General features: G+C 64.3%; 26 protein-coding genes and 2 pseudogenes. 11 read left to right on the forward strand and 17 right to left on the reverse strand.

The window, feature by feature from the left end; genetic code table 11:
* Window positions 1-99: 99 nt before the first annotated feature.
* Window positions 100-1,404, forward strand: a complete 1,305-nt coding sequence (locus ACVWYI_RS23410) for a multicopper oxidase family protein (RefSeq protein ID WP_456664565.1) — start codon at window positions 100-102, stop codon at window positions 1,402-1,404.
* A gap of 10 nt (window positions 1,405-1,414) precedes the next feature.
* Here the strand turns inward: ACVWYI_RS23410 and ACVWYI_RS23415 are convergent, their stop codons facing one another.
* From ACVWYI_RS23415 to ACVWYI_RS23430, 4 genes and pseudogenes are all read right to left on the reverse strand, one after another.
* The gene (locus tag ACVWYI_RS23415; protein ID WP_456649669.1) at window positions 1,415-1,702 is read right to left on the reverse strand and encodes an addiction module antidote protein; all 288 of its coding nucleotides are present in this window, start codon (window positions 1,700-1,702) and stop codon (window positions 1,415-1,417) included.
* A 1-nt stretch (window position 1,703) separates the two neighbouring features.
* Window positions 1,704-2,001, reverse strand: a pseudogene (locus ACVWYI_RS23420) (type II toxin-antitoxin system RelE/ParE family toxin).
* Between the two features lie 9 nt (window positions 2,002-2,010).
* Complete coding sequence (locus ACVWYI_RS23425; RefSeq protein WP_456663322.1) at window positions 2,011-2,475, reverse strand: GNAT family N-acetyltransferase; 465 nt, start codon at window positions 2,473-2,475, stop codon at window positions 2,011-2,013.
* Window positions 2,476-3,975 (reverse strand): NAD(P)H-hydrate dehydratase, encoded by a 1,500-nt coding sequence (locus ACVWYI_RS23430; protein WP_456663323.1) that lies wholly within the window; start codon window positions 3,973-3,975, stop codon window positions 2,476-2,478. It abuts the gene before it with no gap.
* A gap of 382 nt (window positions 3,976-4,357) precedes the next feature.
* On the opposite strand from ACVWYI_RS23430, the gene ACVWYI_RS23435 reads away from it, so the two are divergent.
* The gene (locus ACVWYI_RS23435; protein ID WP_007603495.1) at window positions 4,358-4,696 is read left to right on the forward strand and encodes a P-II family nitrogen regulator; all 339 of its coding nucleotides are present in this window, start codon (window positions 4,358-4,360) and stop codon (window positions 4,694-4,696) included.
* 150 nt (window positions 4,697-4,846) lie between these two features.
* On the forward strand, window positions 4,847-6,256 hold the full coding sequence (glnA, locus tag ACVWYI_RS23440) for a type I glutamate--ammonia ligase (RefSeq protein WP_456649666.1): 1,410 nt from the start codon (window positions 4,847-4,849) through the stop codon (window positions 6,254-6,256).
* Window positions 6,257-6,333: 77 nt separating this feature from the next.
* On the opposite strand, the gene ACVWYI_RS23445 is transcribed toward glnA, so the two are convergent.
* The 4 genes and pseudogenes from ACVWYI_RS23445 to ACVWYI_RS23460 form a co-directional block, all read right to left on the reverse strand.
* A complete protein-coding gene (locus tag ACVWYI_RS23445; RefSeq protein ID WP_456663324.1) occupies window positions 6,334-7,092 on the reverse strand; it encodes a slipin family protein in 759 nt (252 codons plus the stop codon).
* Window positions 7,092-8,472, reverse strand: a pseudogene (locus ACVWYI_RS23450) (NfeD family protein). Before ACVWYI_RS23450 ends, ACVWYI_RS23445 begins: the two are co-directional and overlap by 1 nt.
* Before the next feature lie 242 nt (window positions 8,473-8,714).
* Window positions 8,715-9,488: a gamma-glutamyl-gamma-aminobutyrate hydrolase family protein gene (locus tag ACVWYI_RS23455; RefSeq protein WP_247349364.1), complete on the reverse strand. Its 774-nt coding sequence runs from the start codon at window positions 9,486-9,488 to the stop codon at window positions 8,715-8,717.
* A gap of 90 nt (window positions 9,489-9,578) precedes the next feature.
* Entirely contained in the window at window positions 9,579-10,283 is a 705-nt protein-coding gene (locus ACVWYI_RS23460) for a hypothetical protein (RefSeq protein WP_247349365.1), read from the reverse strand.
* A gap of 136 nt (window positions 10,284-10,419) precedes the next feature.
* Here ACVWYI_RS23460 and ACVWYI_RS23465 point away from each other — a divergent pair, with 136 nt between their 5' ends.
* The gene (locus ACVWYI_RS23465; RefSeq protein ID WP_456663325.1) at window positions 10,420-11,553 is read left to right on the forward strand and encodes an AI-2E family transporter; all 1,134 of its coding nucleotides are present in this window, start codon (window positions 10,420-10,422) and stop codon (window positions 11,551-11,553) included.
* A gap of 6 nt (window positions 11,554-11,559) precedes the next feature.
* Here ACVWYI_RS23465 and ACVWYI_RS23470 read toward each other — a convergent pair whose 3' ends face one another.
* From ACVWYI_RS23470 to ACVWYI_RS23495, 6 genes are all read right to left on the reverse strand, one after another.
* Window positions 11,560-11,856: an antibiotic biosynthesis monooxygenase family protein gene (locus ACVWYI_RS23470; RefSeq protein ID WP_456649661.1), complete on the reverse strand. Its 297-nt coding sequence runs from the start codon at window positions 11,854-11,856 to the stop codon at window positions 11,560-11,562.
* Between the two features lie 102 nt (window positions 11,857-11,958).
* A complete protein-coding gene (locus ACVWYI_RS23475; protein WP_456663326.1) occupies window positions 11,959-12,195 on the reverse strand; it encodes a hypothetical protein in 237 nt (78 codons plus the stop codon).
* A gap of 57 nt (window positions 12,196-12,252) precedes the next feature.
* The gene (locus ACVWYI_RS23480; protein WP_456663327.1) at window positions 12,253-13,497 is read right to left on the reverse strand and encodes a diguanylate cyclase; all 1,245 of its coding nucleotides are present in this window, start codon (window positions 13,495-13,497) and stop codon (window positions 12,253-12,255) included.
* Between the two features lie 229 nt (window positions 13,498-13,726).
* Complete coding sequence (rpsI, locus tag ACVWYI_RS23485) at window positions 13,727-14,206, reverse strand: 30S ribosomal protein S9 (protein WP_247349371.1); 480 nt, start codon at window positions 14,204-14,206, stop codon at window positions 13,727-13,729.
* A gap of 1 nt (window position 14,207) precedes the next feature.
* Window positions 14,208-14,672: a 50S ribosomal protein L13 gene (gene rplM, locus ACVWYI_RS23490; protein ID WP_092028874.1), complete on the reverse strand. Its 465-nt coding sequence runs from the start codon at window positions 14,670-14,672 to the stop codon at window positions 14,208-14,210.
* Between the two features lie 158 nt (window positions 14,673-14,830).
* Complete coding sequence (locus ACVWYI_RS23495; protein ID WP_247349374.1) at window positions 14,831-15,259, reverse strand: PaaI family thioesterase; 429 nt, start codon at window positions 15,257-15,259, stop codon at window positions 14,831-14,833.
* A gap of 66 nt (window positions 15,260-15,325) precedes the next feature.
* On the opposite strand from ACVWYI_RS23495, the gene ACVWYI_RS23500 reads away from it, so the two are divergent.
* From ACVWYI_RS23500 to ACVWYI_RS23515, 4 genes are all read left to right on the forward strand, one after another.
* Entirely contained in the window at window positions 15,326-16,171 is an 846-nt protein-coding gene (locus ACVWYI_RS23500) for an enoyl-CoA hydratase (protein ID WP_456664566.1), read from the forward strand.
* A gap of 106 nt (window positions 16,172-16,277) precedes the next feature.
* The gene (locus tag ACVWYI_RS23505) at window positions 16,278-16,862 is read left to right on the forward strand and encodes a CoA-binding protein (protein ID WP_456663328.1); all 585 of its coding nucleotides are present in this window, start codon (window positions 16,278-16,280) and stop codon (window positions 16,860-16,862) included.
* Window positions 16,863-16,999: 137 nt separating this feature from the next.
* Window positions 17,000-18,280 carry an O-acetylhomoserine aminocarboxypropyltransferase gene (locus ACVWYI_RS23510; RefSeq protein ID WP_247349379.1) on the forward strand — a complete coding sequence of 427 codons (1,281 nt, stop codon included), beginning with the start codon at window positions 17,000-17,002 and terminating at the stop codon, window positions 18,278-18,280.
* Window positions 18,281-18,399: 119 nt separating this feature from the next.
* Window positions 18,400-18,744, forward strand: coding sequence for a hypothetical protein (locus ACVWYI_RS23515; protein WP_247349380.1), 345 nt, complete (start codon window positions 18,400-18,402; stop codon window positions 18,742-18,744).
* A gap of 19 nt (window positions 18,745-18,763) precedes the next feature.
* Here ACVWYI_RS23515 and ACVWYI_RS23520 read toward each other — a convergent pair whose 3' ends face one another.
* Window positions 18,764-19,846, reverse strand: coding sequence for a COX15/CtaA family protein (locus ACVWYI_RS23520; RefSeq protein WP_456663329.1), 1,083 nt, complete (start codon window positions 19,844-19,846; stop codon window positions 18,764-18,766).
* Window positions 19,847-19,940: 94 nt separating this feature from the next.
* Between ACVWYI_RS23520 and ACVWYI_RS23525 the strand changes: the two genes are divergently transcribed.
* Window positions 19,941-20,162 (forward strand): DUF2842 domain-containing protein, encoded by a 222-nt coding sequence (locus ACVWYI_RS23525; protein WP_354104859.1) that lies wholly within the window; start codon window positions 19,941-19,943, stop codon window positions 20,160-20,162.
* A gap of 5 nt (window positions 20,163-20,167) precedes the next feature.
* Here ACVWYI_RS23525 and ACVWYI_RS23530 read toward each other — a convergent pair whose 3' ends face one another.
* A complete protein-coding gene (locus ACVWYI_RS23530) occupies window positions 20,168-21,211 on the reverse strand; it encodes a polysaccharide deacetylase family protein (RefSeq protein WP_456663330.1) in 1,044 nt (347 codons plus the stop codon).
* Between the two features lie 129 nt (window positions 21,212-21,340).
* On the opposite strand from ACVWYI_RS23530, the gene ACVWYI_RS23535 reads away from it, so the two are divergent.
* Window positions 21,341-22,522 carry a GNAT family N-acetyltransferase gene (locus ACVWYI_RS23535; protein ID WP_456663331.1) on the forward strand — a complete coding sequence of 394 codons (1,182 nt, stop codon included), beginning with the start codon at window positions 21,341-21,343 and terminating at the stop codon, window positions 22,520-22,522.
* An 11-nt stretch (window positions 22,523-22,533) separates the two neighbouring features.
* Here the strand turns inward: ACVWYI_RS23535 and ACVWYI_RS23540 are convergent, their stop codons facing one another.
* Entirely contained in the window at window positions 22,534-24,792 is a 2,259-nt protein-coding gene (locus ACVWYI_RS23540) for a GumC family protein (protein WP_456663332.1), read from the reverse strand.
* Between the two features lie 205 nt (window positions 24,793-24,997).
* Between ACVWYI_RS23540 and ACVWYI_RS23545 the strand changes: the two genes are divergently transcribed.
* Window positions 24,998-26,131 carry a glycosyltransferase family 4 protein gene (locus tag ACVWYI_RS23545; RefSeq protein ID WP_247443223.1) on the forward strand — a complete coding sequence of 378 codons (1,134 nt, stop codon included), beginning with the start codon at window positions 24,998-25,000 and terminating at the stop codon, window positions 26,129-26,131.
* The last annotated feature ends 112 nt before the right edge of the window (window positions 26,132-26,243 follow it).

Genomic DNA, 26,243 nt, shown 5'->3' on the forward strand with positions numbered 1-26,243 from the left:
GGCCCGCCTGTTCGCAGCAAAAAAATGGCCGCTTGGCGGCACGCTTCAAGTAGGCACGGCGGCTGGACTTATCCACCGCGGCGTGGTCCGGATCGGCCCATGAAAACGCGGATCTTTGCCCTGACGAGGCGCGAGGTTTTGGCCAGCTTTGGAGCCTCGGCGGCCGGGCTGATGGTGGGCGGCGCAGGCCCGCTCGTGACCACCCAGCTCGCCCTTCAGGCACGGCCGACAACCCTGGCTCTGAGGCCGGGTCAGCCGCCTACACCGATCTGGGAGCTGGCCGCCGTAAGCCACCTTGGAGACGTCCGTCTCAAGCGCGGCGACCGCTGCGAGGTGGTCTTCCGCAACCAGCTGCCTGTGCCGCTTGCACCAGTCTGGTACGGCCTCAATCGCCCCGCGGCAGCCGACCCGCTCCGGGGCCGTGCGCCGACGGCGCCGGACGCGACTGAAACATCAATTATTTCAATACCAAGCGCCGGAACCCTGCTGGCCGACTTCCGCCTATTCGAGGAAGGTCTGCAGCAGCCTGCGCGCCCGCTTCCGATCATCGCCGCCGAGACCAACCCGGTCGCCATCGATCGTGACGTGGTTCTCTTGATCGAAGAATGGCGGCTGCGGCCGGATGGCACCGCGCTTCCCCCGGGCCGGGACCCCAAGGACACGACCCCGCTCTATACAATCAACGGGCGGACTTCATTCGAACTCTCAGCCGTGGCCAATGAACGGCTGCGGCTGCGCTTTATCAATGGCTCGCAACGTTCTGTTCTGGCGATCAAATTGGAAAGCCACGAGGTCCACGTGATCGCCCTCGACGGACAGCCGGCCGAGCCGTTTTCGGCACGCAGCGGCGCTCTCGTGCTGGCCCCGGGCGCACGCGCCGACGCCTTTGTCGATGCGGCCGCCTCGGCCTCATTCCTGCTGCATGACGGCAAGGAGGGGCGCCAGGTTGGCAGCCTCGTGATCTCGGGCAAGCAGGAACGGCGCGTGCCACTAGCGCCGCCACAGCCGCTCCCGTCAAATGACCTGCCTGACCGACTCGATCTGAAAGGCGCCCTGCGGTTCGATGTCGCGCTCGGCGCACCCGACGCCGGGTGGATACGGCCTGCTAATTTCTCGACGTCCTCTGCTCCTGCCTTCCGCGCCAAGGCTGGCCGCACCATCGTGCTGGCGCTGAAGAACCCCGGGCCGGTCGCATCCGTGTTCCACCTGCACGGCCACCATTTCCGCCTGCTCGACAAGCTCGACGACGGCTGGAAGCCCTATTGGCTCGACACGCTCGCGATCGAACCCGGCCAGACCCAGCGCATCGCATTCGCTGCGGCCTCCCCCGGGCGATGGCTGATCGAATCCGTCGCAACCGACTGGGCCGCGCCGCGGCTGGTGCGCTGGTACGCGGTGGAGTGAGGGGCTCCGACTAGGCGTGCGGCTTGGCTGTGAGCTCGATCCCGAGCGCCTTCATCACCGCGATTGTTGTCTTGAGAGTCGGATTGCCGTTTGTGCTGAACGAGCGATAGAGCTGCTCGCGAGAAAGGCCTGTGTCCTTGGCAATCTGCGTCATTCCCTTGGCCCGGGCGACAACACCAAGGGCATGCGCGATATAGGCCGCATCCTCGGTCTTGAAAGCTTCTTCCATGAACACGGCCATGGCCTCATCGGACTGAAGATCTTCAGCCGGATCATAGGTCGACAGCTTCTCGCCCATCTCATCCACTCCAGGTCTTGGCAAATCGCTTTGCCGTCTTGATGTCTTTCGCCTGCGTGCCCTTGTCGCCGCCACAAAGCAGAACGATGATTGTGTTGCCCCGCTTCTGAAAATAGACGCGATAGCCGGGGCCGTAATGAATACGCAGTTCACTGATCCCGTCGCCCACGGGGCTCAGCATCGCCAGCATGCCCCTGCGCGAGCCGATCCAAGCGTGAAGCAATCAGCGCCCTGGCGCGCTCATCCCTGAGACGCAATCGCCACTTTCGAAACGTCTCAGTCTGCTTGAGTTCGATCACATGTAGTTTTTAGACTACAATGGACTGCAGATCAAGCCGATCGCGCGTCCAAAGATAGCGGGCGTCGGGTTCTTTCTCCTCGTTTCGGGCCCCGTCGGTCTGCTCGATCAGCGTGAACCCGCGCGCTTCATAGAAGCGCCGCGCCAACGCGTTGCGCTGAAAGGTCCAGAGCTCCAGCCGTTCGCAGGCATGCTTGGCGACATCGAGGAGTTCGGTGCCGACGCCGCGCCCTTGAAGAGCAGGAAGCACGTAAAGCTGCTCAATCCAGCCGTCACGGAAAGCGATGATCCCGCTCAGTACATCGCCGTCGAAGTGTCCGCACACGCGGCATGTCGCGAAGACACGCTCACGGTAGAACCAGCGGTCCTGATCCGGCGTATGCAGCCCAACGAGCCAGGGCATCGCATGGTCCAATGCGGCCCGGTGAACTCGCGCAGTCGCGCCCATATCGGTGAGCGCGAGTTGCCTGAGCATTTAGTATTCGATCCCCAGCGCATTATAGATCCGCCGGTGCACGGCCGGCAGCGTTTCGGTCAGGTCCTCCGCAATCAGCCCCGGCCCCGCCTCACTCCCGGCCTCGCCATGCATCCACACCGCGATGCTGGCGGCTTCGAATGCCGGCACGCCTTGCGCAAGGAGACCGGCGACGATGCCGGCGAGCACGTCGCCGGCGCCGGCGGTGGCGAGCGAGGGCGGCGCGTTGGTGGCGATAGTGGCGCGGCCGTTGGGCGCGGCGATCGTGGTGTCCGGGCCCTTCAGCAGTACGACCGCGCCGGAGCGCTCGGCGGCGGCGCGCACACGCTCGATCTTCGAGCGGCCCGGATATTTGTTGCTGAGGTCGGAGAACAGGCGTGGAAACTCGCCCTCGTGCGGCGTCAGCACCACCGCCTTGTCCTGCGAGGACTTGATTGATTCAAACAGCCGCTCGGGATTCGCGGCAAAGCTGGTCAGCGCATCCGCGTCGAGCACGAGATGCCGCTGTGCGTTAAGCGCCGTGTGGACGAAATCGCAGGTGCGATCGCCGATGCCCGCGCCGGGGCCGATCATGCAGGTGTTGTAACGCTTGTCGCCGAGGAGCTCGCCGAACTCGATCGCGGTGTCGACGGGGCGAACCATCACCGCGGTGAGCGCAGCCGCATTGATCGCGAGCGCATCACGCGGCGTGGCCAAGGTCACCAGGCCCGCGCCGGCGCGCAGCGCCCCGCGCGCGGCGAGCCGCGCCGCGCCGGTCGCAGCCATATCGCCGGAGACCGCGAGCACGTGACCACGCGCGTATTTGTGGCCGTCGATGCGCGGCACCGGAAAGGCCGCGCCCCAGAAATCCGGATCGTTCTCGAAGATCTGCGGCGCGATCTCGTCCAGCACCTGCGCGTCGATGCCGATGTCCGCGACGCGCACGTGGCCGCAATGCATCCGCCCCGGCAGCAGCAGATGCGCCGGCTTCTTGCGAAAGAAGGTAACGGTCTCGGTGGCATTCACCGCCACACCCAGCACCGCGGCGCTGGTGCCGTTGATGCCGCTCGGCAAATCGACGGCGAGCACCGGCGCGCCATTGGCGTTGATCGCCTCGATCATCGCGCGCGCCTCGCCGTCGACCGGGCGGCTGAGGCCTGCGCCGAACAGCGCATCGATGATCAACGCGGGCCTGCCGATCGCCTGCGGATTGAACGGGAGCACCGGGTGCTTCCAGCCGCGCGCGGCGGAGGCCGCATCGCTCTGAAGCTGGTCGCGCTCGCACATCAGGATCACCGAGACCTCGCGGCCCTGGGCGGCGAGCTCGGCAGCTGCGACAAAGCCGTCGCCGCCATTGTTGCCCGGGCCGGCGACGATCAGGATCGGCCCCTCCTCCACCAGCGCATTGGCGGCCTCCGTCACCGCCTGGCCCGCGCTGAGCATCAGCTTGAAACCAGGGGTGCCTGCCGCAATACTGAGCTGATCGGCGCGCTGCATTTCGGCGTTGGTTAGAACTTCCATGCCACTTCCCCGTCCAAACGCCTTTTCAACAGGCACGTTTCGTGCCGGCTCATCCGACGGAACAACGATCTGCACAGATATTGAACCGTTTGCCTATTTCGTAGTCTTCGGTATTTTGTGCCGGTCGGCGCCACCTATCAGGGCTGCACGTTAAAAGGCTGATAACGCTCCAATAATCAGGGCATTTGCAACTTGGCATAGACCCTGCTTTCGCGGAAGCCGCTTCGGTTCGTCGTGCTCACTGGCATTTATCATGGTGTGGCCGGCCGTTGTTGCCGGACTGGTCAGGTTATTCCGGCATAGCGAAGACAAGATCGTGCGTTAAGAAAAGCGCATCCTGACGAAGACGTTGCTATTTGATCGACAGGCCGGGAGGCGCGCAGTGAAGAAAATCGAAGCCATCATCAAGCCATTCAAGCTCGACGAGGTGAAGGAAGCGCTTCAGGAAGTTGGCCTTCAGGGCATCACCGTCACGGAGGCCAAGGGCTTTGGCCGCCAGAAGGGCCACGCCGAGCTTTACCGCGGCGCAGAATATATCGTCGACTTCCTGCCCAAGGTGAAAATCGAGATCGTCATCGGCGACGATCTGGTTGAACGCGCCATTGACGCGATCCGCCGCGCCGCGCAAACCGGGCGCATCGGCGACGGCAAGATCTTCGTCTCCAACATCGAAGAGGCGATCCGCATCCGAACCGGCGAATCCGGGCTGGACGCTATCTGAGCCGGGTGCTATCCCGCATTTTGGCGACACTCTGACAAGAAATAGGCTGCTTCGGCGGCCTCGTTTTGTTTGTGCCTCGCGCGCCTCAAGAAGCGTGAACACGGTCGCTTGAAGTTTGGAAACCGACCCGCAGAGCCAAAAGGGGTATGCATGAAGACCGCCAAAGACGTCCTGAAATCGATCAAGGACAACGACGTCAAATACGTCGACCTGCGCTTCACCGATCCGCGCGGCAAGTGGCAGCACGTCACGTTCGACATCAGCATGATCGATGAAGAAATTTTCGCCGAAGGAACGATGTTCGACGGCTCCTCGATCGCCGGCTGGAAGGCGATCAACGAGTCCGACATGTGCCTGATGCCCGATCCGGTGACCGCGACGATCGATCCGTTCTTCGCCGAGACCACGATGGTCATTACCTGCGACGTGCTCGAGCCGACCACCGGCGAGCCCTACAACCGCGACCCCCGCGGCATCGCCAAGAAAGCGGAAGCCATGGTGAAGTCGATGGGCGTGGGCGACACCGTGTTCGTCGGCCCTGAAGCCGAGTTCTTCGTGTTCGATGACGTGCGCTTCTCCGCCAACCCCTACAACACCGGCTTCCGTCTCGACTCCTCGGAGCTGCCGACCAATTCCGACACTGAATATGAAGGCGGCAATCTCGGCCACCGCGTCCGCACCAAGGGCGGCTACTTCCCGGTGCCGCCGCAGGATTCCGTGCAGGACATGCGCTCGGAGATGCTGGGCGCCATGGCCAAGATGGGCGTGAAGGTCGAAAAGCATCACCACGAGGTCGCTTCCGCCCAGCACGAGCTCGGCATGAAGTTCGACACGCTGACGCTGATGGCCGACCACATGCAGATCTACAAATACTGCATCCACCAGGTCGCGCACATCTACGGCAAGACTGCCACCTTCATGCCGAAGCCGGTCTTCGGCGACAACGGCTCGGGCATGCACGTGCACCAGTCGATCTGGAAGGACGGCAAGCCGGTGTTCGCCGGCAACAAATACGCCGACCTGTCGGAGACCTGCCTCCACTACATCGGCGGCATCATCAAGCATGCCAAGGCGATCAACGCCTTCACCAACCCGTCGACCAACTCCTACAAGCGTCTGGTCCCGGGCTATGAGGCCCCCGTGCTGCTCGCCTATTCCGCGCGCAACCGCTCGGCCTCCTGCCGCATCCCCTACACGGCGAACCCGAAGGCCAAGCGCGTCGAGGTGCGTTTCCCCGATCCGCTCGCCAATCCCTATCTCGGCTTCGCCGCGATGCTGATGGCCGGCCTCGACGGCATCAAGAACAAGATCGATCCGGGTCCGGCGATGGACAAGGACCTCTACGATCTGCCGAAGGAAGAGCTCAAGCAGATCCCGACGGTGTGCGGCAGCTTGCGCGAGGCGCTCGAAAACCTCGACAAGGACCGCGCGTTCCTCAAGGCCGGCGGCGTGTTCGACGACGACTTCATCGACGCCTATATCGAGCTGAAGATGACCGAAGTCGCCCGCTTCGAGATGACCCCGCATCCGGTCGAGTTCGAGATGTACTATTCGGGCTAACGGGCTCGAACCCTATGCGACAAGCAAAAGGCGCCCCGCGAGGGCGCCTTTTCGTTTGAGAGCGTAGGACCTTCCAGCTACGGGTTCTCGCGCCGCGGCATCAAATGATCGAGCAGGCCGATTGGCAGTGGAAACACGACGGTCGACGACCGCTCGCCCGCGATGTCGTGCAGAGCCGCGAAGTAACGCAGCTGCATCGCCTGCGGCTCCTGCGCGAGAATCCGGCCGGCCTCGACCAGCTTTTCGGCGGCCTGCTGTTCGCCCATCGCGTTGATCACCTTCGCGCGCCGCAACCGTTCCGCCTCCGCCTGTTTGGCAATCGCACGCACCATGGTTTCGTTGAGATCGACGTCCTTGATCTCGATTCCGGTGACCTTGATGCCCCAGACGTCGGTCTGCTTGTCCAGTATCTCCTGGATGTCGGCGTTCAACCTGTCGCGTTCGGCCAGCATCTCGTCGAGTTCGTGCTTGCCAAGCACCGAACGGAGCGTGGTCTGGGCGAGCTGACTGGTCGCAGCCATGTAATCGCCGACCTTGATGATGGCACGCTCGGGATCGACGATGCGGAAGTAGAGAACGGCATTGACCTTGACCGAGACGTTGTCGCGCGAAATCACATCCTGGGGCGGCACGACCTGCACCATCACCCTGAGATCGACCTTGACGAGCTGCTGCACGACCGGAATGAGGATGATGAGGCCTGGCCCCCTCACCCCGGTGAAGCGGCCAAGCGTGAAGATAACGCCGCGTTCGTATTCCCTGAGGATGCGAACGGCCTGGGTGAGAAACATGATGACGATCAGCGCAAGCACTGCGTAAATCGAATATTCAAACATCAGAGTTGACCTCCCTCGCTCACAGCGCCCGGACGCCGGACCACCAGCGTCAGGTCGACGATATTGGCGACCTCGACCCTCTCGCCGGGCTTGAAGATGTCCGCGCCGCGCGCTTGCCAGCGTTCGCCATGCGTAAAGACGTGCCCCTCGTTCTCGGTCCAGTCGAGGACCTCGGCAGTCAGGCCTCGCATGGCTTGCGCACCGACCCGCGGCGGACCGCGGCGGGCGCGCCGAAGCGCGCCGAGCACGATCAGAACGAAACCTGTGAACGCCGCCGCGACCGATGGCGATGACCGACCACGACAGCCGGTACCCCGGCGCTTCGACCCTGACCAGCATGATGGCACCCAGCACGAAGGCGACGACGCCTCCAAGGCCGATCACGACGGTCGGATTGAACGCCTCGATGGCAAGGAGCGCGATCCCGACCAGCATCAAGCCGAGGCCGGCATAATTGATCGGCAGCAAATTGAGGGCGTAGAGACCGAGCAGCAGGCAGATCGACCCGACCACTCCCGGAGCGACTGCACCGGGGGACATGAACTCGAAGATCAGGCCGTAGATGCCGACCATCAGGAGAATGAACGAGACGTTGGGATCGGTGATGACCGCCAGGAATCGGGAGATCCACCCGGGATCGACGGCTTCGATGACGGCGTTCTGCGTTGCCAGGCGTTGCGTCTTGCCGCCCGCAACCTCGACGTCGCGACCATCGATTTGCCTAAGCAGGTCGGCCGGATCGCGCGCGACAAGGTCGATGGCGTGCGCCTGCAACGCGCCGTTGGCGGACAGGGTGGCGGCCTCACGGACCGCCTTCTCGGCCCAATCGGCATTGCGGCCGCGCAGTTCGGCGAGGCTGCGGATAAAGGCGACGGCATCGTTCGTCACCTTCGCCGTCATCGCGTCTTTCGGTTCGTCCTTCTTGTCCTTGCCGTCCTTGTCGGGCGTGCCACTCGGCAGGCCTGGAAGCGGTCCGCCAATCTGCACCGGCGTCGCGGCACCGATATTGGTGCCTGGCGCCATCGCTGCGATATGGGTCGCATACAGGATATATGTCCCGGCGCTCGCCGCATGGGCGCCTGCCGGCGCGACGTAGCCGATCACAGGAACGGACGAGGCGAGCACATCCGCGATGATCTCGCGCATGCTGGAGTTGAGACCGCCGGGGGTGTTCATTCGAAGAATCACGATCTCGGCGCGTCGTTCGCCTGCCTTGACCAACGCCTCTTTCAGATAGCTTGCCGATGCCGGGCCAATGGCTCCCCCGATCGTGACAGTGATTGCAAGAGGACGATTCTCCTCCGCTGAGCCGGGAAGGAGATAAAAAAGACAAGCGACGATGCCGATTGTCGCAACGAGGGCCGCCTTCATGGTCTGCACGGCAAGGGCTCCCTTGCCAAAGATATGGTGTTCCTCTCCCAAACCTCAATGTGGTGGCTTGTCATCCGCGGTTGCGATTGTGCGATGCAATGGACGGGATCGAACTGCGGCAATCCGTGGCAGGCATGTGGAGCTCAGCGACGCGCTACGACTTGAGATGCAAATTGTCAGGATTTGCGTCGCTGCGCTCGCAACGATGGGGCGGAATGCGCTCGCGTTAGAGCTTCCGACACCGCGTTCAACTACGCCGCCGCGCGCTGGCGTTCGACGATGGCTTCGCCAAACGCCTCGAACAGTTTTCGGTTGATCGGATTGCACTGCGGGTCGTATTCGGCGTGCCATTGCACCCCGAGCGCAAAGGTCGGCGCTTCCGCGATGCGAATGGCCTCGATGGTGCCGTCCTCGGCGATACCCTCGATCAGCACGCGTTTGCCGGGATCGAGGATGCCCTGGCCGTGCAGCGAATTGACCCTGATCTTCTCGCAGCCGAGCAGCGTTGCGAACGCGCCTCCGGGCGTCAGATCGACGTCGTGACGGTCGGCGAACACGACGGTCGGATCGGGATGGATCTCGCCGTTTTCGAGCCTCGGCATGCGGTGGTTCATGCGGCCCGGGATTTCGCGGATCTCGGGGTGCAGCGAGCCGCCGAAGGCGACGTTCATCTCCTGCAGGCCCCGGCAAATGCCGAACAGCGGGATGCCGCGGGACACACAGGCGATGGACAGCGCCAGCGCCACCTCATCACGGTGAATGTCGTAGGGCTCGTGCCGTTCACACGGATCGACATTGAAGCGGGTCGGATGGACGTTAGCCCGGGCGCCGGTGAGCACGATCCCGTCGACCACATCGAGCAGCGCGCCGAGATCGGTGATGTCGGGTGCTCCCGCAAACATCACCGGCAAGCCGCCGGAAACCTCGGCCACCGCACGCAAATTGCGTTCGCCGACCATCTGGACCTGAAATCGATTTTCGACGCGATGGGCGTTCCCGATCACGCCGACGACCGGCTTTCTCATCTCCCGTTCCGACCTCTCCAGTAAGAAGATTCTCCAAACATGCCCTTGGGGTGGAACAAATTCAACAGAAGGCTTCGCGGGACGGCAATGCTATTTTCGCGCAAATGCCTCCCGGGCCTCGATCTCGCCGCCGACGGGCAGGCCGGCGGCCTTCCCTGCGGTGGCCGCCGCCTCGCCCTGTGCAGCCAGCCAGGGCAGTTTTGCCTCGATTCCGCGCGTCACGGGCTCCCCGAGCACGCCCCCGAAATCCATCGGCCAGAATCCGTTGGGCACCACCTCGGCGGTGAGGCCGCGGATCGAGTAGCCGTCGCCCAGCACCGCCTCCGCACGGTCGGCGGCAACAAGGCGCGCGGTATTTGGCTCCATGGGATCGCCAAAGCTCACGAGCACGGGAATGAGGTCGCCCTGCACCGGAACGGTGCCGGTCTGCCGGTTGATATCGCTAAACGAGACGCGGTTGCCGCGCGCGGCGCCATAGGCGCGGAGCGCGACGTAGTTGATGTCATCGAGGTCGAGCTTGCCGCCCTGCTGATGCGCCAGCAATGCCACCAGGTTCTTGCCCCGACCGAGGTCGGCGAAGACCGCCTCCCCGCGCATCGTAGTGTGGCCGCCGCGGTTATAGTTGCGGTCGGGCACGACGGCCAGAATGCCGGATGCGGTCTTGATCCCGTCAGGCGTCATCATCTCGACCGTGAGGCGAAATTTGTGCCCGGGCCGGTTGATCCGGATCTGATCGCCGATCACGAGCACGGCCAAAAGCCCGAGCAGACCGGCCCATTTGCTGATGAAACTCAAGCGTCCTCCACCTGTTCATTCCTCATCGCTCTGCGCCGTTCGCGCGGCAGCGTCAAACCAGCGCGTTGCCCGGTCTTGATCGGAAGCGCGTTTGCCGAAAGAGTGCCCCGCCCGCCGCTCTCGAAAAGGACCCGAAGTGACCATTCCCAGAGATGAACGGCCCCGGACCCGCAACGATCTGGCCTGGTCGATCTCGGTCGGGGGCATCGGCATCGTGCTGTTCGCGGCAATGCTGGTGTTCAGCTGGTATTTTGCCACCACCCTGCTCCTGATCTTCACCGGCATGCTGCTCGGCGTTGGCCTCAACGCGCTGACCAACGCGCTTGGGCGGCGCGTTCACCTGCCCCATGCGGTCCGGCTCGCGATCGTCTGCACCGCGCTGGCCGTAATGCTCGCGGGCGTCGGCTATCTCGGCGGCGCTACCATCGCCGATCAGGCTTCGGTGCTGAGCAAGACCATCAAGTCGCAGATCACGAACGTAAAGTCCTTCCTCGACAACCACGGCATCGACACCAGCGTGTTCGATCTCGGCAATGCCGGACCCGCCGCCCCCACCGACGCCGGCTCGACGCCCGCCCCCAGTTCCGCCCCGCATGGATTGCCGAGCGGTGCCGGCGCGCTCGCCTCAAGCGGCGGGGCGATCGTCAGCCAGACCTTCAAGCTGCTGCTCGGCACGATCAGCGCCGTCGGCAACATCTTCATCGTGCTGTTTCTTGGGCTCGCCTTCGCCGCCCAGCCCAGCGTCTATCACGATGGCTTGTTATTTCTTGCACCGGCGAAGCATCGCACTCGCGTGGCCTTGATCATCGACGGCATCGGCGAGACGCTGGAGCGCTGGCTGATCGCGCAGATCGTCGTGATGCTTGCGGTCGGGGTCGTGACCTGGATCGGGCTTGCCGTCATCGGCATTCCCGGCTCGTTCATCCTGGGAATCCAGGCGGGCCTGCTCGCCTTCATCCCGACCGTCGGCGCCATCATTGCCGGCGTCGTCGTGGTGCTGGCGAGCCTCGCCTCGGGCTGGATCCCGGCGCTGTCGGCCTTCATCCTCTTCCTGGGCGTGCACGCCATGGAGAGCTATTTGCTGACGCCGATCCTTCAGCGCCAGGCACTGGACATCCCGCCGGCCACGCTATTCGCGTTCCAGATCCTGCTCGGCGTCGTGTTCGGAATCTGGGGCCTGGCGCTGGCGTTGCCACTGGTCGCCATCGCCAAGGTCATGATCGACCATTTCAAAGCGTATGAGGCGCCGCCTTTGGCGGAGGCGGCCTGACCGGCATCAGGTTGTGAGCACGGTCGCGGTGTGCTCGACCTCCGGGGGCGACGCAAAATACTGGCCGACGAGGCCGCGCCATTCGGTGAAATTCTCCGAGCCGCGGAAGTCGACGGTGTGGCTTTCCAGCGTCTCCCATTTCACCATCAGCCGGTAACGCTGCGGCTTCTCGATCGATTTGTGCAGCTCGAAACCATGAAAACCCTTGGAGCGGCCGAAAGCGGCCTTGGCCTTGGCGACGGCGGCCTCAAAGTCCTTCTCGCTGCCCGGCTTGACGTCGATTTGCGCGATCTCGGTGATCATCTGTTTCCACCCATTTTTGTTCGATGGGCGTGTCTAGCGCAGCCGGCGGCAAAGAAAAAGGCGCCGAAACGGCGCCCTGCCCGGTCCAAAAATGCAGACCACTCAGGCGAGCAGCAGAGCGGTGCCCGCCGCCATGAGCGCACAACCGGCGAACAGCGCGAGCGGCCAGTAGTTGCGGCCTTGCGCATAGCGCCCCTGGGCGCGGCGCTCGCTGATCAGCGCGCGCTCGTATTCATCCGCGGTAGAGAAGAGGCAAGCGAAACCGCCGCGTGCCGAGGCCGCTCGGGCTTCGAGCGACATCAGGGCAGCCTGCGGGTTCTGTCGACGGATCGATTCCATGACCGCAATGTTAGGGATCGAATGGTAAACAGGGGCTTACCCCAAGGCCTCCTTTGCCTAGGCTGTCGCCGGCTGCGTCTCGGATTGTGTCTTGGATTGGGTCTTGGGCACGCCGATCCGCGCGGCGCTCTGGCGGCGCCAGTTCTCCAGCGACAGTGGCAGCTCCTCCGCCGCCTCGACGCGGTTACGGCCGCCGCGCTTGGCCTGGTAGAGCGCAGTGTCGGCCGAGGCCAGCAGGACCTCGAGCTCGGTGCCGGCCGGACCGCCGGCGACGCCGATGCTGACTGTGGTGTCGACCGGGCCTTCATCGACCACGACGCCGGAGGTTTCGAACGCCTCGCGCACGCGCTCGGCGACCAGCACGCCCTCCTCCAGCGAACAGGGCAGGAGGGCAGCGAACTCCTCACCGCCGATCCGGCCCGACATGTCGGTGATGCGCAGATTGCTGACGACGACGGTCGAGAACAGTTTCAGCATCTCGTCGCCGGCGGGATGGCCGAAACGGTCGTTGATCGACTTGAAATGATCGATGTCGAAGATCATCACCGTCACCGGGCGGCCGGCCTTGGCCTCGCGCTCGATCACGCGGCCGCAGGCTTCCGAGAAGCCGCGGCGGTTGAGCATGCCGGTCAGCGGGTCCGTGGAGGCGGCAGTCCGGTGCGCCGTGACCGTGCGCTCGGACACCAGCATGAAGATCACGAACACGGTCCCGACGGCATAAAGCACGAGCTCGACCGCGAACACGGTGACCCAGATGCTGCCGGAGAAGCCGGCATCGTTCGGACGTAGGAAACTGCCGAGCAGGATCGGCAGCATCAAGGCGCAGCCGTGCATCACCGGGACCACGAAGGCCGGCCAGCGCCGTTGCAGGCTCTTGCGCCGCTCGACCCAGAGCTCGCTCGCGGTCAGCGCCGCATAGACCGAGACGATGCCGGCGCCGACGATCATGCGCAGCATGGACGCCGTGGGATCGAGCAGCGTAGCGGCAGCGGCCCAGGCGAGCGCGCCGACCAGGAGACCCGGCCAGTTCGGCTTGCGACCGTGGAAGACGCGCGCCGCATTCCACACCATGCCGCAGGCGACGAAGCCGACCGCGTTCAGCGCGAGGTAAAGATGCGGGCCGAGCTTTTCGCCGGCCGCAGTCCACAGCGCGACCGATGCGGCGCCGAGGAGATACGCGGTGCCCCACCATTTCAACGCAGGGCTGTTCTCCTGCCTGCCGAAAAACACCATCATGGCGCCGAGCAGTGCGGCAATCATGGTGGCGACCAAATAGAGCGTGATGCTATCGAGCGACGTCATGTCGGCCCCCTTCTAGACATAGCAGTTACGCGACCGGCTCAGCCGATTTGCGCGCCCTTCCAGATGCGACGCTATGTCTCGCGCCTTCCATTCAGGTTTTTATCCAGACCCAACTTTTCAGGAAACACGCCATCAATTTGCGTACAAACGAACAGCAAAAAGGGCGCTGAAATCAGCGCCCTTTTGCATCTCATTGAAGCCGCTTTCGCGGCGAATGTGACCGAAGCGATTAACGCTTCGAGAACTGGAAGGACCGCCGGGCCTTGGCCTTGCCGTACTTCTTGCGCTCGACCACGCGGGAGTCGCGGGTGAGGAAGCCGCCCTTCTTGAGCACGGTGCGCAGCTCCGGCTCGAAATAGGTCAGCGCCTTGGAGATGCCATGACGCACAGCACCGGCCTGGCCGGACAGACCGCCGCCGGCGACCGTGCAGATCACGTCGTACTGGCCGGAACGCGCGGCCACGGAGAAGGGCTGCTCGATCATCATGCGCAGCACGGGACGGGCGAAATAGACCTCGACCTCGCGCGAGTTGACCGTGACCTTGCCGGCGCCCGGCTTGATCCAGACGCGGGCGACCGCGTCCTTGCGCTTGCCGGTGGCATAGGCGCGGTTGAACTTGTCGACCTTCTTCTCGTGCTTGGGCGCGTCGGGCGAGGCCGCCGTCTTGAGCTGCGAGAGCTGGTCGAGCGACTGGATGGATTCGGCCATGTTATGCGGCCCTCGTGTTCTTGCGGTTCAACTTGGCGATGTCGATCTTCTCGGGCGTCTGCGCCTCGTGCGGATGATCGGCGCCGCCATAGACGCGGAGGTTGCCCATCTGGACGCGACCGAGCGGACCACGGGGGATCATGCGCTCGACGGCCTTCTCGAGCACGCGCTCGGGATGCTTGCCCTCGAGGATCTGGCGCGCGGTGCGCTCCTTGATGTGGCCGACATAGCCGGTGTGCTTGTAGTAGGTCTTCTGCTCGCGCTTGCGGCCGGTGAGGACCGCATGCTGCGCGTTGATGATGATGATGTTGTCGCCGCAATCAACGTGCGGGGTGTAGGTCGGGAGGTGCTTGCCGCGCAGGCGCATGGCGACGATGGTGGCGAGACGGCCGACGACCAGACCCTTGGCGTCGATCAGTACCCACTTCTTCGTCACCTCAGCCGGCTTTGCCGAAAAGGTTTTCATGTCAAAGTTTCCGTGAACGGGGAGCATCGGCGCGAACACCGCACCGGACTGAGCGGTTTTCTAGAGAACAGAGGCGCCATGGTCAATGCCCAAAGGCGCAATTTAAATGTTCAATATCAACGGGTTAAAAATATGGTATCGAGATACCAGCGAAAAGCTCAAGCATTTGGAATGGAATAGGTCGAGGTGACATGGGCAATCGGATCGGGCGATGTGCCGGACAACAGGTTCACCTCGCCGACCGCCAGCCGCTTGCCGAGCTTGAGGAGCCGCGCCTCCGCCAGCACGTCCTGCCCGGGTTGGCCCTTGCGCAGGAAGTTGATGTTGAGATTGGTGGTCACGGCGAGCCCGATCGGCCCGATCGCGGACAGCAGCACCACGTACATCGCGAAATCGGCGAGTGCCATCAGCGTCGGGCCGGACACGGTTCCACCCGGACGCAGCATCCTTTCGCTGTAGCGCTGACGCAAAAGGCAAGCCTGGCCGTCGGCGCTCTCGATCGTGATGTCGTCGCCGCTGAAGGCCTGAGGAAACTCGTTGCGGAGAAACTGCTCGAGCTCCGCCACGCTCATTTTCGCTAACGCCATGCTACCCCTCACCCTCGCTTCACGTCCCCTGTTACATTAAGTTATCTGCGTCATCCAATCGCAATAATCCAACCGGAAACGCTTCGATGTCCGTCCAGGCCGCCCGCGCCCCCCTCCCCGCAACCGCCGATCCTGCTGCGCGAGACCATAGGTCCCATCGCGGTCCTGACCCTCAACCGCCCGGCCGCCCGCAACAGCCTCTCGGAGGCGATGATCGCAAGCCTGCGTGCCGAGCTCAATGAGATCCGCGACGACAAGGCTGTCCGCGGCGTCGTGATCGCGGCCAATGGTCCCGCCTTCTCCGCCGGCCACGACATGAAAGAGCTGACCGCGCGCCGCGACGCCCCCGATCGCGGCCGTGCCTTCTTCGCCGAGATGATGACCGCCTGTAGCGCGATGATGCAGGCGATCGTACACCTGCCCAAGCCCGTGGTCGCATCCGTCCAGGGCATCGCGACCGCCGCCGGCTGCCAGCTCGTGGCGAGTTGCGATCTCGCGATCGCCTCGGAAGCTGCGAGCTTCGCCACGCCCGGCGTCGACATCGGCCTGTTCTGCTCGACGCCGATGGTGGCGCTGTCGCGCAACGTGCCGCGCAAGCAGGCGATGGAGATGCTGCTGACGGGCGAGCCGATCCCGGCTGCACGCGCCCGCGAGATCGGGCTCGTCAATCGTGTCGTCGCCGTTGGCACCGAGCGCGAGGCCGCGATCGCGCTGGCCGAACAGGTCGCGCTGAAATCCGCCTACACCGTCAAGCTCGGCAAGGAGGCGTTCTACCGCCAGGCCGAGATGAGCCTTGCGGACGCCTACCGCTATGCGGCAGAGGTGATGACAGAGAACATGATGGCGCGCGACGCCGAGGAAGGCATCGGCGCTTTCATCGAGAAGCGCACGCCGACATGGCGGGACGAGTGAAATTCGTCATTGCGAGCGAAGCGAAGCAATCCAGGATATCTCCGCGGTGACAGTCTGGATTGCTTCGTCGCTTCGCTCCTCGCAATGACAGCAAGAAGAAGAGCCAATGAACCACGACAGCTATCCCGACAACTACATCCGGGGCATCCTCAACGGCGTGAAGTCGATCGCGATGGTCGGCGCCTCGCCGGTCAACGTGCGACCGAGCTATTTCGCGTTCAAATATCTGGCCCAGCGCGGCTACGACATGATTCCGGTCAATCCCGGCCATGTCGGCAAGGAGCTGCTCGGAAAGCCCTTCGTCGCCTCGCTGTCCGACATCGGGCGTCCCATCGACATGATCGACATTTTCCGCAACTCCAGCCACATCATGCCGGTGGTCGAGGAAGCTCTCACACTCGATCCGCTGCCGACGGTGATCTGGATGCAGCTTGGCGCTCGCGACGATGCGGCGGCGCTGAAAGCGGAATCGGTCGGTATCAAGGTGGTGATGAACCGCTGCCCCAAGATCGAATATGGCCGTCTGTCCTCGGAGATCTCCTGGATGGGCGTCAATTCGCGCACGCTGAGTTCCAAGCGCCCCCCGGTACCGACGCAGGGGATGCGCTTATCCCTCAATCGGATGAGTGTCGGCGGTGGCGAGACCGCGGCATCGGATCGCGCCGCCAAAAACAAGACCGAGCAAAGCTGACGCAATTGCGACGGGTACATTTCGCGAACGCGACAATGCGTAGCACGATCATTCTGATGTGAAGCGCCGCCTTGACGGCAGCCGCGGCGCCAATCAGCATGCCGCGCGATTTCAGACCACCAGAACAGGACGCCTCAATGAGCGATCGCCTTCCGGGATTTTCGACCCTCGCCGTGCATGCCGGTGCACAGCCCGATCCCACCACCGGTGCGCGCGCGACTCCGATTTATCAAACCACATCCTTTGTCTTCAACGACGCCGACCACGCCGCCTCGCTGTTCGGCCTGCAGGCGTTCGGCAACATCTATACCCGTATCGGCAATCCCACCAATGCGGTGCTGGAGGAACGCGTCGCGGCGCTCGAAGGCGGCACGGCCGCGCTTGCCGTGGCCTCGGGCCATGCCGCGCAGGTCGTGGTGCTGCAGCAATTGCTCCAGCCCGGCGACGAGTTCATCGCCGCGCGAAAGCTCTATGGCGGCTCGATCAACCAGTTCACGCATGCGTTCAAGAGCTTTGGCTGGAACGTGGTGTGGGCCGATCCCGACGACATCGCGAGCTTCGAGCGCGCGGTCACGCCGCGCACGAAAGCGATCTTCATCGAGTCCATCGCCAATCCCGCCGGCAGCATCACCGACATCGAGGCGGTCTCGACGGTGGCGCGCAAGGCGGGCGTACCGCTGATCGTCGACAACACGCTGGCCTCGCCCTATCTGATCCGGCCGATTGATCACGGTGCCGACATCGTCGTGCACTCGCTGACGAAGTTTCTGGGCGGCCACGGCAATTCGATCGGTGGCATCATCGTCGATGCCGGCACCTTCGACTGGTCGACCGGCGGCAAATATCCGATGCTGTCCGAGCCGCGGCCCGAATATCACGGCATCCGGCTCCAGGAGACGTTCGGCAATTTCGCCTTCGCGATCGCCTGCCGCGTGCTCGGCCTGCGCGACCTCGGCCCCGCGCTGTCGCCGTTCAATGCCTTCATGATCCTCACCGGCATCGAGACGCTGCCGCTGCGCATGCAGAAGCACTGCGACAATGCGAAGGCGGTCGCCGAATTCCTCGCCGGCCATCCGGCGGTGGCCTCGGTGAACTATGCGGGCCTTGCAAGCGACAAGTACTACCAGCTTGCGCGCAAATACGCGCCGAAGGGCGCCGGCGCCGTGTTCACCTTCGGCCTGAAGGGCGGCTACGACGCAGGCGTCAGCCTGGTGTCGAAGTTGCAGCTGTTCTCGCATCTGGCCAATGTCGGCGACACCCGCTCGCTCGTCATCCATCCGGCCTCGACCACGCACAGCCAGCTCGACGACGCTGCCAAGGTCAAGTCCGGCGCCGGCCCCGACGTGGTGCGGCTCTCGATCGGCATCGAGGACAAGGAAGATCTGATCGCCGATCTGGAACAGGCGCTGGGCGCGTAGCTTGCTCGGTCATTCCGGGGCGCTTGGGTGCGTCCCGGAAGACGGCCTCCGTTAACAGTCATTAACCATATCTGCCGCATACATCGTCACTGGATCGCCCCTTTGATTCGGAGCCGACGATGCTGCGCTGGATGGTGCCTGCCCTTGCGGCGATGCTGACGGTCTCAGCTGCGATTGCCGCCGATTTGCCGGCCACGCCGAAACGGCGGCCCGCCGCTCCGCCGCAGGAGCCGCCGCAGGTCTATGTCGAGACGGATCCGGATGCGCTGATCTCGCCGGCCTATGGCATCGGCAGCTACATCCGCAACCTGCCGGGTACGCCACTGCTGCCGGGCTCCCACACGCTGCCGGGCTATTACGGCCGCCCGTGGGATTACGATTATCAGGGCCCGTATTACGGCGGGAAGCAGGTCGATTATTTCTGGCGCCTGCCCTACTCGTGCGGCATCTACGGCTATTGCTGATCAGCCGGGCTGGTAGTGATCAGCCGGGCTGACTGACAGGAATCGCCCGCGGCTGCGCTTCGGTTGAGCCACGCGCAGCGAGCCGCTCTGTCTGCATCACCGCAAGCGTCAGCACCACGAGCGCAACCGCCTGATGCGCCAGCGCGAGATCAATCGGCACCTGGTTGAGCAGCGTGAGAATGCCGAGCACTGCCTGCAGGCTTACCGCGCCCAACAGCAAAAGCGCGCCGCTTGCCGCAGAACCTGCGCGTGAACGCACCGCATCGAACGCGTGCAACGCCGCCAGCGCGAACAGCGCATATGCCGTCATGCGATGCTCGAACTGCACCGTCAGCACATTGTCGAACATGTTGCGCCACCACGGCGTCTCGAACCACAGCCGCTCAGCCGAGGGAATGAACGCGCCGTCGATCTGCGGCCAGGTGTTGTAGGCGCGCCCGGCGCGCAGGCCGGCAACCAGCGCGCCGAAATAGATCTGGATAAAGGTCACGACGAGGAGCAAGGCGCTCGTGAAGCGCAGCCGCGATGGTGCTGCGATCTGCGGCCGCTCGGCGAGCCGTCGCACCGTCCAGACGATGCCGGCGAAGATCAGCAGCGCGAGCACCAGATGCGTCGCCAGCCGATATTGCGAAACTTCGACCCGTTCGGACAGCCCCGAGGCCACCATCCACCAGCCAACCGCGCCCTGGAGCCCGCCAAGCCCAAACAGCAGCCACAGCCGCCGCTTCAACTCACCCGACAGGCCGCCGCGCCACAGGAAGAACAGGAACGGCAGCAGATAGGCGACCCCAATGAAGCGGCCGAGCAGCCGGTGGCTCCATTCCCACCAGAAGATCTCCTTGAACTCGGACAGGCTCATGCCCGCGTTGAGCTCGCGATATTGTGGGATCTTCTGGTAGGCCTCGAAGGCCGCCGTCCACTGCCCTTCCGAGAGCGGCGGCACGCTGCCCGTGACCGGCTTCCATTCGACGATCGAGAGGCCGGATTCCGTCAGCCGAGTCGCGCCGCCCACCAGCACCATCAGAGCGATCAGCGCCGCCACGGAGATCAGCCACCAGCGCACGGCGCGATACGGCTCGGACGGGGCGGAAATCGTCGTCATTCGAGGCAAAAACCAGAGCTTGAACCGGACTGCGTGCCCCTTATAGTCCCCCGCTCCCGCAGCGCAAGTTACGCGAAAGCCGCAATATTCCGTCATGACGATCCGCACCCGCAAGTTCCTCGGCACCATCCTCCTCCTGATGCTCGCCACCGTCTGGGCCTTGCTCGGCATGGCGCTGGCGCAGATGCCATGGATCGCCGAGTCCGGCTGGCGGCAGGCGATCTATTACGTGGTGGTCGGCATGGGCTGGGTGCTGCCGGCGATGCCGATCGTGAGCTGGATGCAGCGGCCCGACCGGGCCAAGTCTGGTTCGTAGCGCCTCTAGTTCGTAGCGGTACCGGTCGGCTTCACCGGCGCAAAGGCCGTGCCCGACACCAGCACGCGTAGCATGCGCAGCGAGCGCACCCCGCCATCCCAGGAAATGCGCGGCAGCGCGCGCAGATTGGTGCGTCCCTCCGCATCCACGATGCCCGGGATCGTCGACACCGCGCTGGCGAAGCCGGCCTCCTCCGCCATCACGACATGGCTGCGCCGGAACGAGGCGCGATCGCCGAACGGAAAGGCGAGATGCCGGATGTCGCGATGGAAGGCCGCTTCCGCCACCGCCTTGCCCATCGTCATCTCGCGCAGCGCGGCTGCATCCTTCATGTTGGCGAGAACGGGATAGTTCACGGTCGCGCTGCCGATCGTCACCAGCGGATCGGCCGCGAGCTTCGCCAGATCCTCCCAATTCATCGACGCCTCGCGAGAGAGCGCGGCAAGGTCGATCCGGTAGCGCGTGCAGAGATCGGCGATCGCAGCCGACACATCCGCCGGCGGCAGCGAGCGCAGCCAACACTCGACGAACGAAAACAGCGCCTGCTTCTCGGCTTTGCCTGTGACGGTGAAGCGCTGCTCCTTTTCGCCCATCAACAGGCTGACACGGCTCTCGCGCGCGATCACCTGCTCGAGTCCGAGCCACCAGGCTTCTCCGACGCCGTCGGGAAACGCCGTGGGCACATAAATCGTGAAGGGCACGCCGTGGCGCGCCAGCACCGGATAGGCAAAGTCGATCAGATCCTTGCCGGCGCCGTCGAAGGTGAGCGCCACGAAGCGCCGCGTTTCCGGCAGCGTCACCGCGCGCCGGCAGACCTCGTCCATGCCGAGAAAATCATAATTCCACCGCTTCAGCGCGCGAATGGCGCGATCGAGGAAGTGCGGCGTGATCTCGTTCTCGCGCAGCGGCTGAAACCCGCCGCGCCGCCGCGGCCGCACATGCGCAAGGCGCAGGATGGCGCCGGCACCACGACTACGCAGCGCCGCCTGGCCGGTGAACCAGGTCAGCTCGAGGCGCAGCCGTTCCAGCCATCTGTCGTCGGATGCCATATCCCACCTTCACGCCCGTCGGCGCCCGTTTCCCCTCCCCATAGTCATTACCCTTTGTTGACATTTCTTTGCAAAGGTCGGCCACAGGCCGAATTACGCACATTTTTGATTTCTCGACAGGTTTCGCGAATGACCATGGCTGCGGCGATGCAAAGCCGGACGGCAGAATCGCCAGCGCGGTCGAAAGCGAGCCGCATCGCGCATGTCGATATCGTCACCGATCTCGGCACGGCCGAGGCGGTCTGGCGCGCCTTCGAGGAGCCCGGTCACCTCTTCACGCCCTATCAGCGATTTGACCTGCTGAGTCCCTGGCAGGGCCTGGTCGGCGAACACGAACGCGCCCGCCCCTTCATCGTCATTGCCCGCGACGCCGGGCATCGGCCGCTCCTGCTGCTGCCGCTCTCGCTGCGCCAAAACCACGGCGTGCGCACGGCCTGCTTCATGGGCGGCAAGCATACGACCTTCAACATGGGCCTGTGGAACGCCGAGTTTGCAGCGCAGGTCGCCATCGCCGATCTCGACGTGCTGCTTGCGTCCTTGCGCGAGCATGTCGACGTGCTCGCACTGACGCAGCAGCCGCTGCACTGGCACGACCAGCAGAATCCGTTTGTGCTGCTGCCGCGCCAGAGCGCGATCAACGGTTGCCCGCTGCTCACGATGGAGCCGGGCGGTCCGCCGGCGTCGCGGATCAGCAATTCCCTCCGCCGTCGTCTCAAGAGCAAGGAGAAGAAGCTCCAGGCTCTCGCCGGCTATCGCTATCACCTGGCGACCACGGACACGGACGTCACCCGCCTGCTCGACTGGTTCTTCCGCGTCAAGCCGGCGCGGATGGCCGAACAGAAGCTTCCCAACGTCTTCGCCGAGCCCGGCGTCGAGCAATTCGTCCGCAGCGCCTGCCTTGCGCTGCGCGGTGAAGGCCGCGTCATCGACATCCACGCGCTCGAATGCGACGACGAGGTGATCGCGATCTTCGCCGGCGTCGCCGATGGCCAGCGCTACTCGATGATGTTCAACACCTACACGATGTCCGAGCACGCCCGTTACAGCCCCGGGCTGATCCTGATGCGCTACATCATCGACCGCTATGCCGAGCGCGGCTACCGTTCGCTCGACCTTGGCATCGGCTCGGACGAGTACAAGCGGATGTTCTGCAAGGACGACCAGAACATTTTCGACAGTTTTGTTCCGCTGACGTCGCGCGGAAAACTCGCGGCGATGGCAATGTCCTCGCTGAGCCACGGCAAGCGGCTGGTGAAACAAAACCAGATGCTGTTCGACCTCGCGCAGCGGCTGCGACGCGCGTTCGGGTAATCTGTCTTTGCCTACGCCGCCACGACGCGCGGCGCATCCACCGCATTCGACGGCTGCACCGGCTTGCTCAGCATCGTGACTTCGCTGAAGCCGACGGCGCTGAGCTGCTCGCACATCAGCGCGCGCGCATCCGGCGCCATCGACGCGTCGGGCACCACGACGGCGCGGGCATTCGCCGTCAGCAGTTCGGCCGGCAGGTCGGAGGCGCTGCCGGCATCGAGCAGCACGTGGTCGTAGGCGCGCAGCAGCGCGTCGACCGCCAGGGTCACCCGCGGCGACTGCAACAGACTGCGATCGAAGCCGGGACGGCCGGGCAAGACCAGATGCAGCCGCGAGAGCTTGTCCCGGGTGATGATTTGCGCGAACGATGCCTCGCCCTGCATCAGCTCGGCAAGGCCGGGTGCGGAGGCGTCGACGGATACGGCGGCCATGGTCGGCGAGGACGCGGCAAGATCGACCACGACAACCCGCGCATCGCGCGCGAGATACCGGGCCAGTGTCAGCGTCGACAGCGTGACGGCTTCGCCGGCTGCGGTGCCGAGCACCGTGACTTTCTTCGCCCCAGCCCCGGCGGCGCGCAGGCTAGCGGCCAGGCGTTCGATCTCCGCGAATTCGCTGACATCGGCATCCGCCGTCATCTCCGGCTGAAGCGGCGCGGGCTCTGCCATGACCGGATCGACGACCATCGGTTGGATAAATTGTTCCTGGCGAGCCGACGTCCGCGTTTGCGCTGGCGTGAATACAGCGACTGCACGGGGCGCGGTCTGGCGCAACAACTCTCCGGTGACGACGACGCCGGACGAGAGCAACAGTGTCGCGATCGTCGCGATCAGCACGATCGGCAGCTTCTTCGGATAGGCCGGCATGTTCGAGACGATGGCGCGCGAGATGATGCGGCCATCCGTCGGCGCGGTGTCGATGGTCTCGCGGGTGTTGGCTTCACGGTACTTCGCGAGATAGGTTTCGAGCAGGTCGCGCTGCGCTTTTGCCTCACGCTCGAGGGCGCGGAGCTGCACGTCCTGGCCGTTGGTGGACGTCGCCTGCTTCTTGAGCTGCTCGAGGCTTGCGGACAATTCCTGAACGCGCCCGCTGGCGGCACGCGCATCGTTTTCGAGCGTGCGGGCGAGCTTGGCGGCCTCGTCGCGGATCTGGGTGTCGAGGTCGGCGAGCTGCGCCTTCAATTCCTTGATGCGCGGGTGGTTGCCGAGCAACGTCGACGATTGCTCGGCCAGCTGCGCCCGCAACGCCACGCGCTGCTGGGAGGGCGTGCGCATCGATTCCGAGTTCAGCACTTCCGACGACTCGATCGGTTTGCCGCTCTGGATCATCTCGCGGATCAGGCGCGCCTTGGCCTCGGCATCGGCCTTGAGCGCGCGCGCATTGTTGAGCTGGGTGTTGACCTCGCCCATCTGCTGGTTCGACAGCGTCGTGTTGTTGGTGCCGATGAACAGGCTCGACTTGGAGCGGAAATCCTCGGCCTTCGCTTCGGCCTCGGAGACATTCCGTCGCAGCTCGTCGATCCTGCCGCCATACCACTGGCTCGCGTTCCGGGCCTGGTCCTGGCGCGCATCCTGTTGGAGCACGAGATAGCCGTCGGCGATTGAATTGGCGACGCGCGCGGCGAGATCGGGATCGGCGGACTGGAATTCGATCACGATCACGCGCGACTTGTCGACGGCGTAGGCCTGGAGGCGCTCGTAATAGGCGTCGAGCACGCGCTCTTCCGGCGTCATCGAGAACGGATCGCGGCCGATGCCAACCAGCGCCGCAAGCGACTTCAGCGGCGAAATGCCTTGCAGCACCGGATCGAACTCGGGCCGCTCCGCAAGCTTGTTCTTCTTGATGATCTCGCGCGCGAGGTCGCGCGACAGCACGAGCTGCACCTGGCTGGTGACGGCCTCGGCGTCGAGCGCCTGCCGCTCCTCGGCGCGATCGCTGTTGGGGCGCAGAAACACGTTCTCTCGGCCGTCGATCAGGATGCGGGATTCAGATTTGTAGCGCGGCGTGACGAGATTGACGATCGCGACGGACGCGACGAGCGCCAGCACCGTCGGCACGATGATCCAGCCGCGCTTGCGCGCCAGCGCCGCACCGAGCGCGTGAAGGTCGATGTCGCCGGATTCGACTGGCTGCTGCGTCGGAGCAACGGGCGCAGGCTTTGCTTCGATCCTGGGCGCGAGTTCGGCCCGCTTGGTTTCGGCTTTGGCCTTCGAGACGGCCCGCTCGACCACCGCCCTGTCCTTGCCGCCACGCCAGAACGCTAAACGCATCGAACACTCCCGCAGGCGCAACGCCACGAACTTACCTGAACCGGGGCGATTACACTCCATTAAGGTTGCCGCTGGGTTAATCGCGGCATCCGACAGCTCGCGCGGGCGCGCTCGTCACCGTTTGTTAACCACGAGGGCTCTTAATCCGTCTCGATTATTTCGTGAGTTTTGTTCGAGCATTCGCCGTCGAGCGCTGGTTTTGATCATGCCCCCCTCTCAAGACCAGCCGCTTCGCATCCTGCACGCCGTGCGCGCTCCGGTCGGCGGCATCTTCCGCCACATCCTCGACGTCGCCAACGGCCAGGTCGACCGCGGCCATCATGTCGGCATCCTCGCCGACAACCTCACCGGCGGCGAGCGCGCCGACAAGGCCCTTGCCGAGCTCGCACCGCGACTGAAGCTCGGCGTGCACCGGATGGCGATCCGCCGCGAACCGTCGCCGGACGATGTCCTGGTCTGGCTTCGCTTGCGGCGCCTGATCGCTACGCTCAAGCCCGACGTCATGCATGGCCACGGCGCCAAGGCCGGTGCTTTCATCCGCATGCGGCGGCGCTCCGACGACACCATCCGCATCTACACCCCGCATGGCGGCTCGCTGCATTATCCCCTCAACACGCTCAAGGGCGAGTTTTATGCGCGGCTCGAGCGCACGCTGATGGGCGCGACCGACCTTTTTCTGTTCGAAAGCGCGTTTGCCCGCGACACCTATCAGCGCATCGTCGGCACGCCGAAGGGCGTGGTGCATTGCGTCTTCAACGGTGTGACGCCGGAAGAATTCGAGCCTGTTATCATCGCCGGCGACGCCACCGACCTCGCTTATGTCGGTGAGTTCAGGCACATCAAGGGCGCCGATCTGCTGGTCGATGCGGTGGCGCGCCTGCACGAGGGCGGCAAGAGGGTCACCCTGACGCTCGGCGGCGATGGCGAGGAGACCGCGGCGTTGAAAGCGCAGGTCGAGAGGCTTGGCCTGACCAGTGCCATCCGCTTCATCGGCCATGTCAAGGCGCGCTACGGCTTTTCCAAGGGGCGGCTGCTGGTCGTTCCTTCGCGTGGCGATTCCATGCCCTATGTCGTAATCGAGGCCGGTGCTGCCGGCATTCCGATGATCGCGTCCAAAATCGGAGGCATCCCCGAGATTTTTGGGGCGGAGAGCCCGGCGCTGTTCGCGCCGAGCGACGCGGAGGCCATGGCGGAGGCGATTGCGGCCGCGCTCGACAATCCGCAAGCGACCGTGCAGCGCGCATCGTCTTTGCGCGAGCGCATCTCCGCGCATTTCTCTCAGCAGGCGATGGTTGATGGCGTGCTCGCGGGATATCGCGACGCATTTACCAAACACTAACCATCCTTAAGGCCCGCTTTAGAGAATCTTCCGATTTGTTCGATACTCGATGTGCCAGGGGATGCTCGCCCGGGGCGCAAGGACGCGTCCCGCGGGTTTTTGGAATGGACGT

This window comes from Bradyrhizobium sp. LB13.1 (assembly GCF_054056815.1).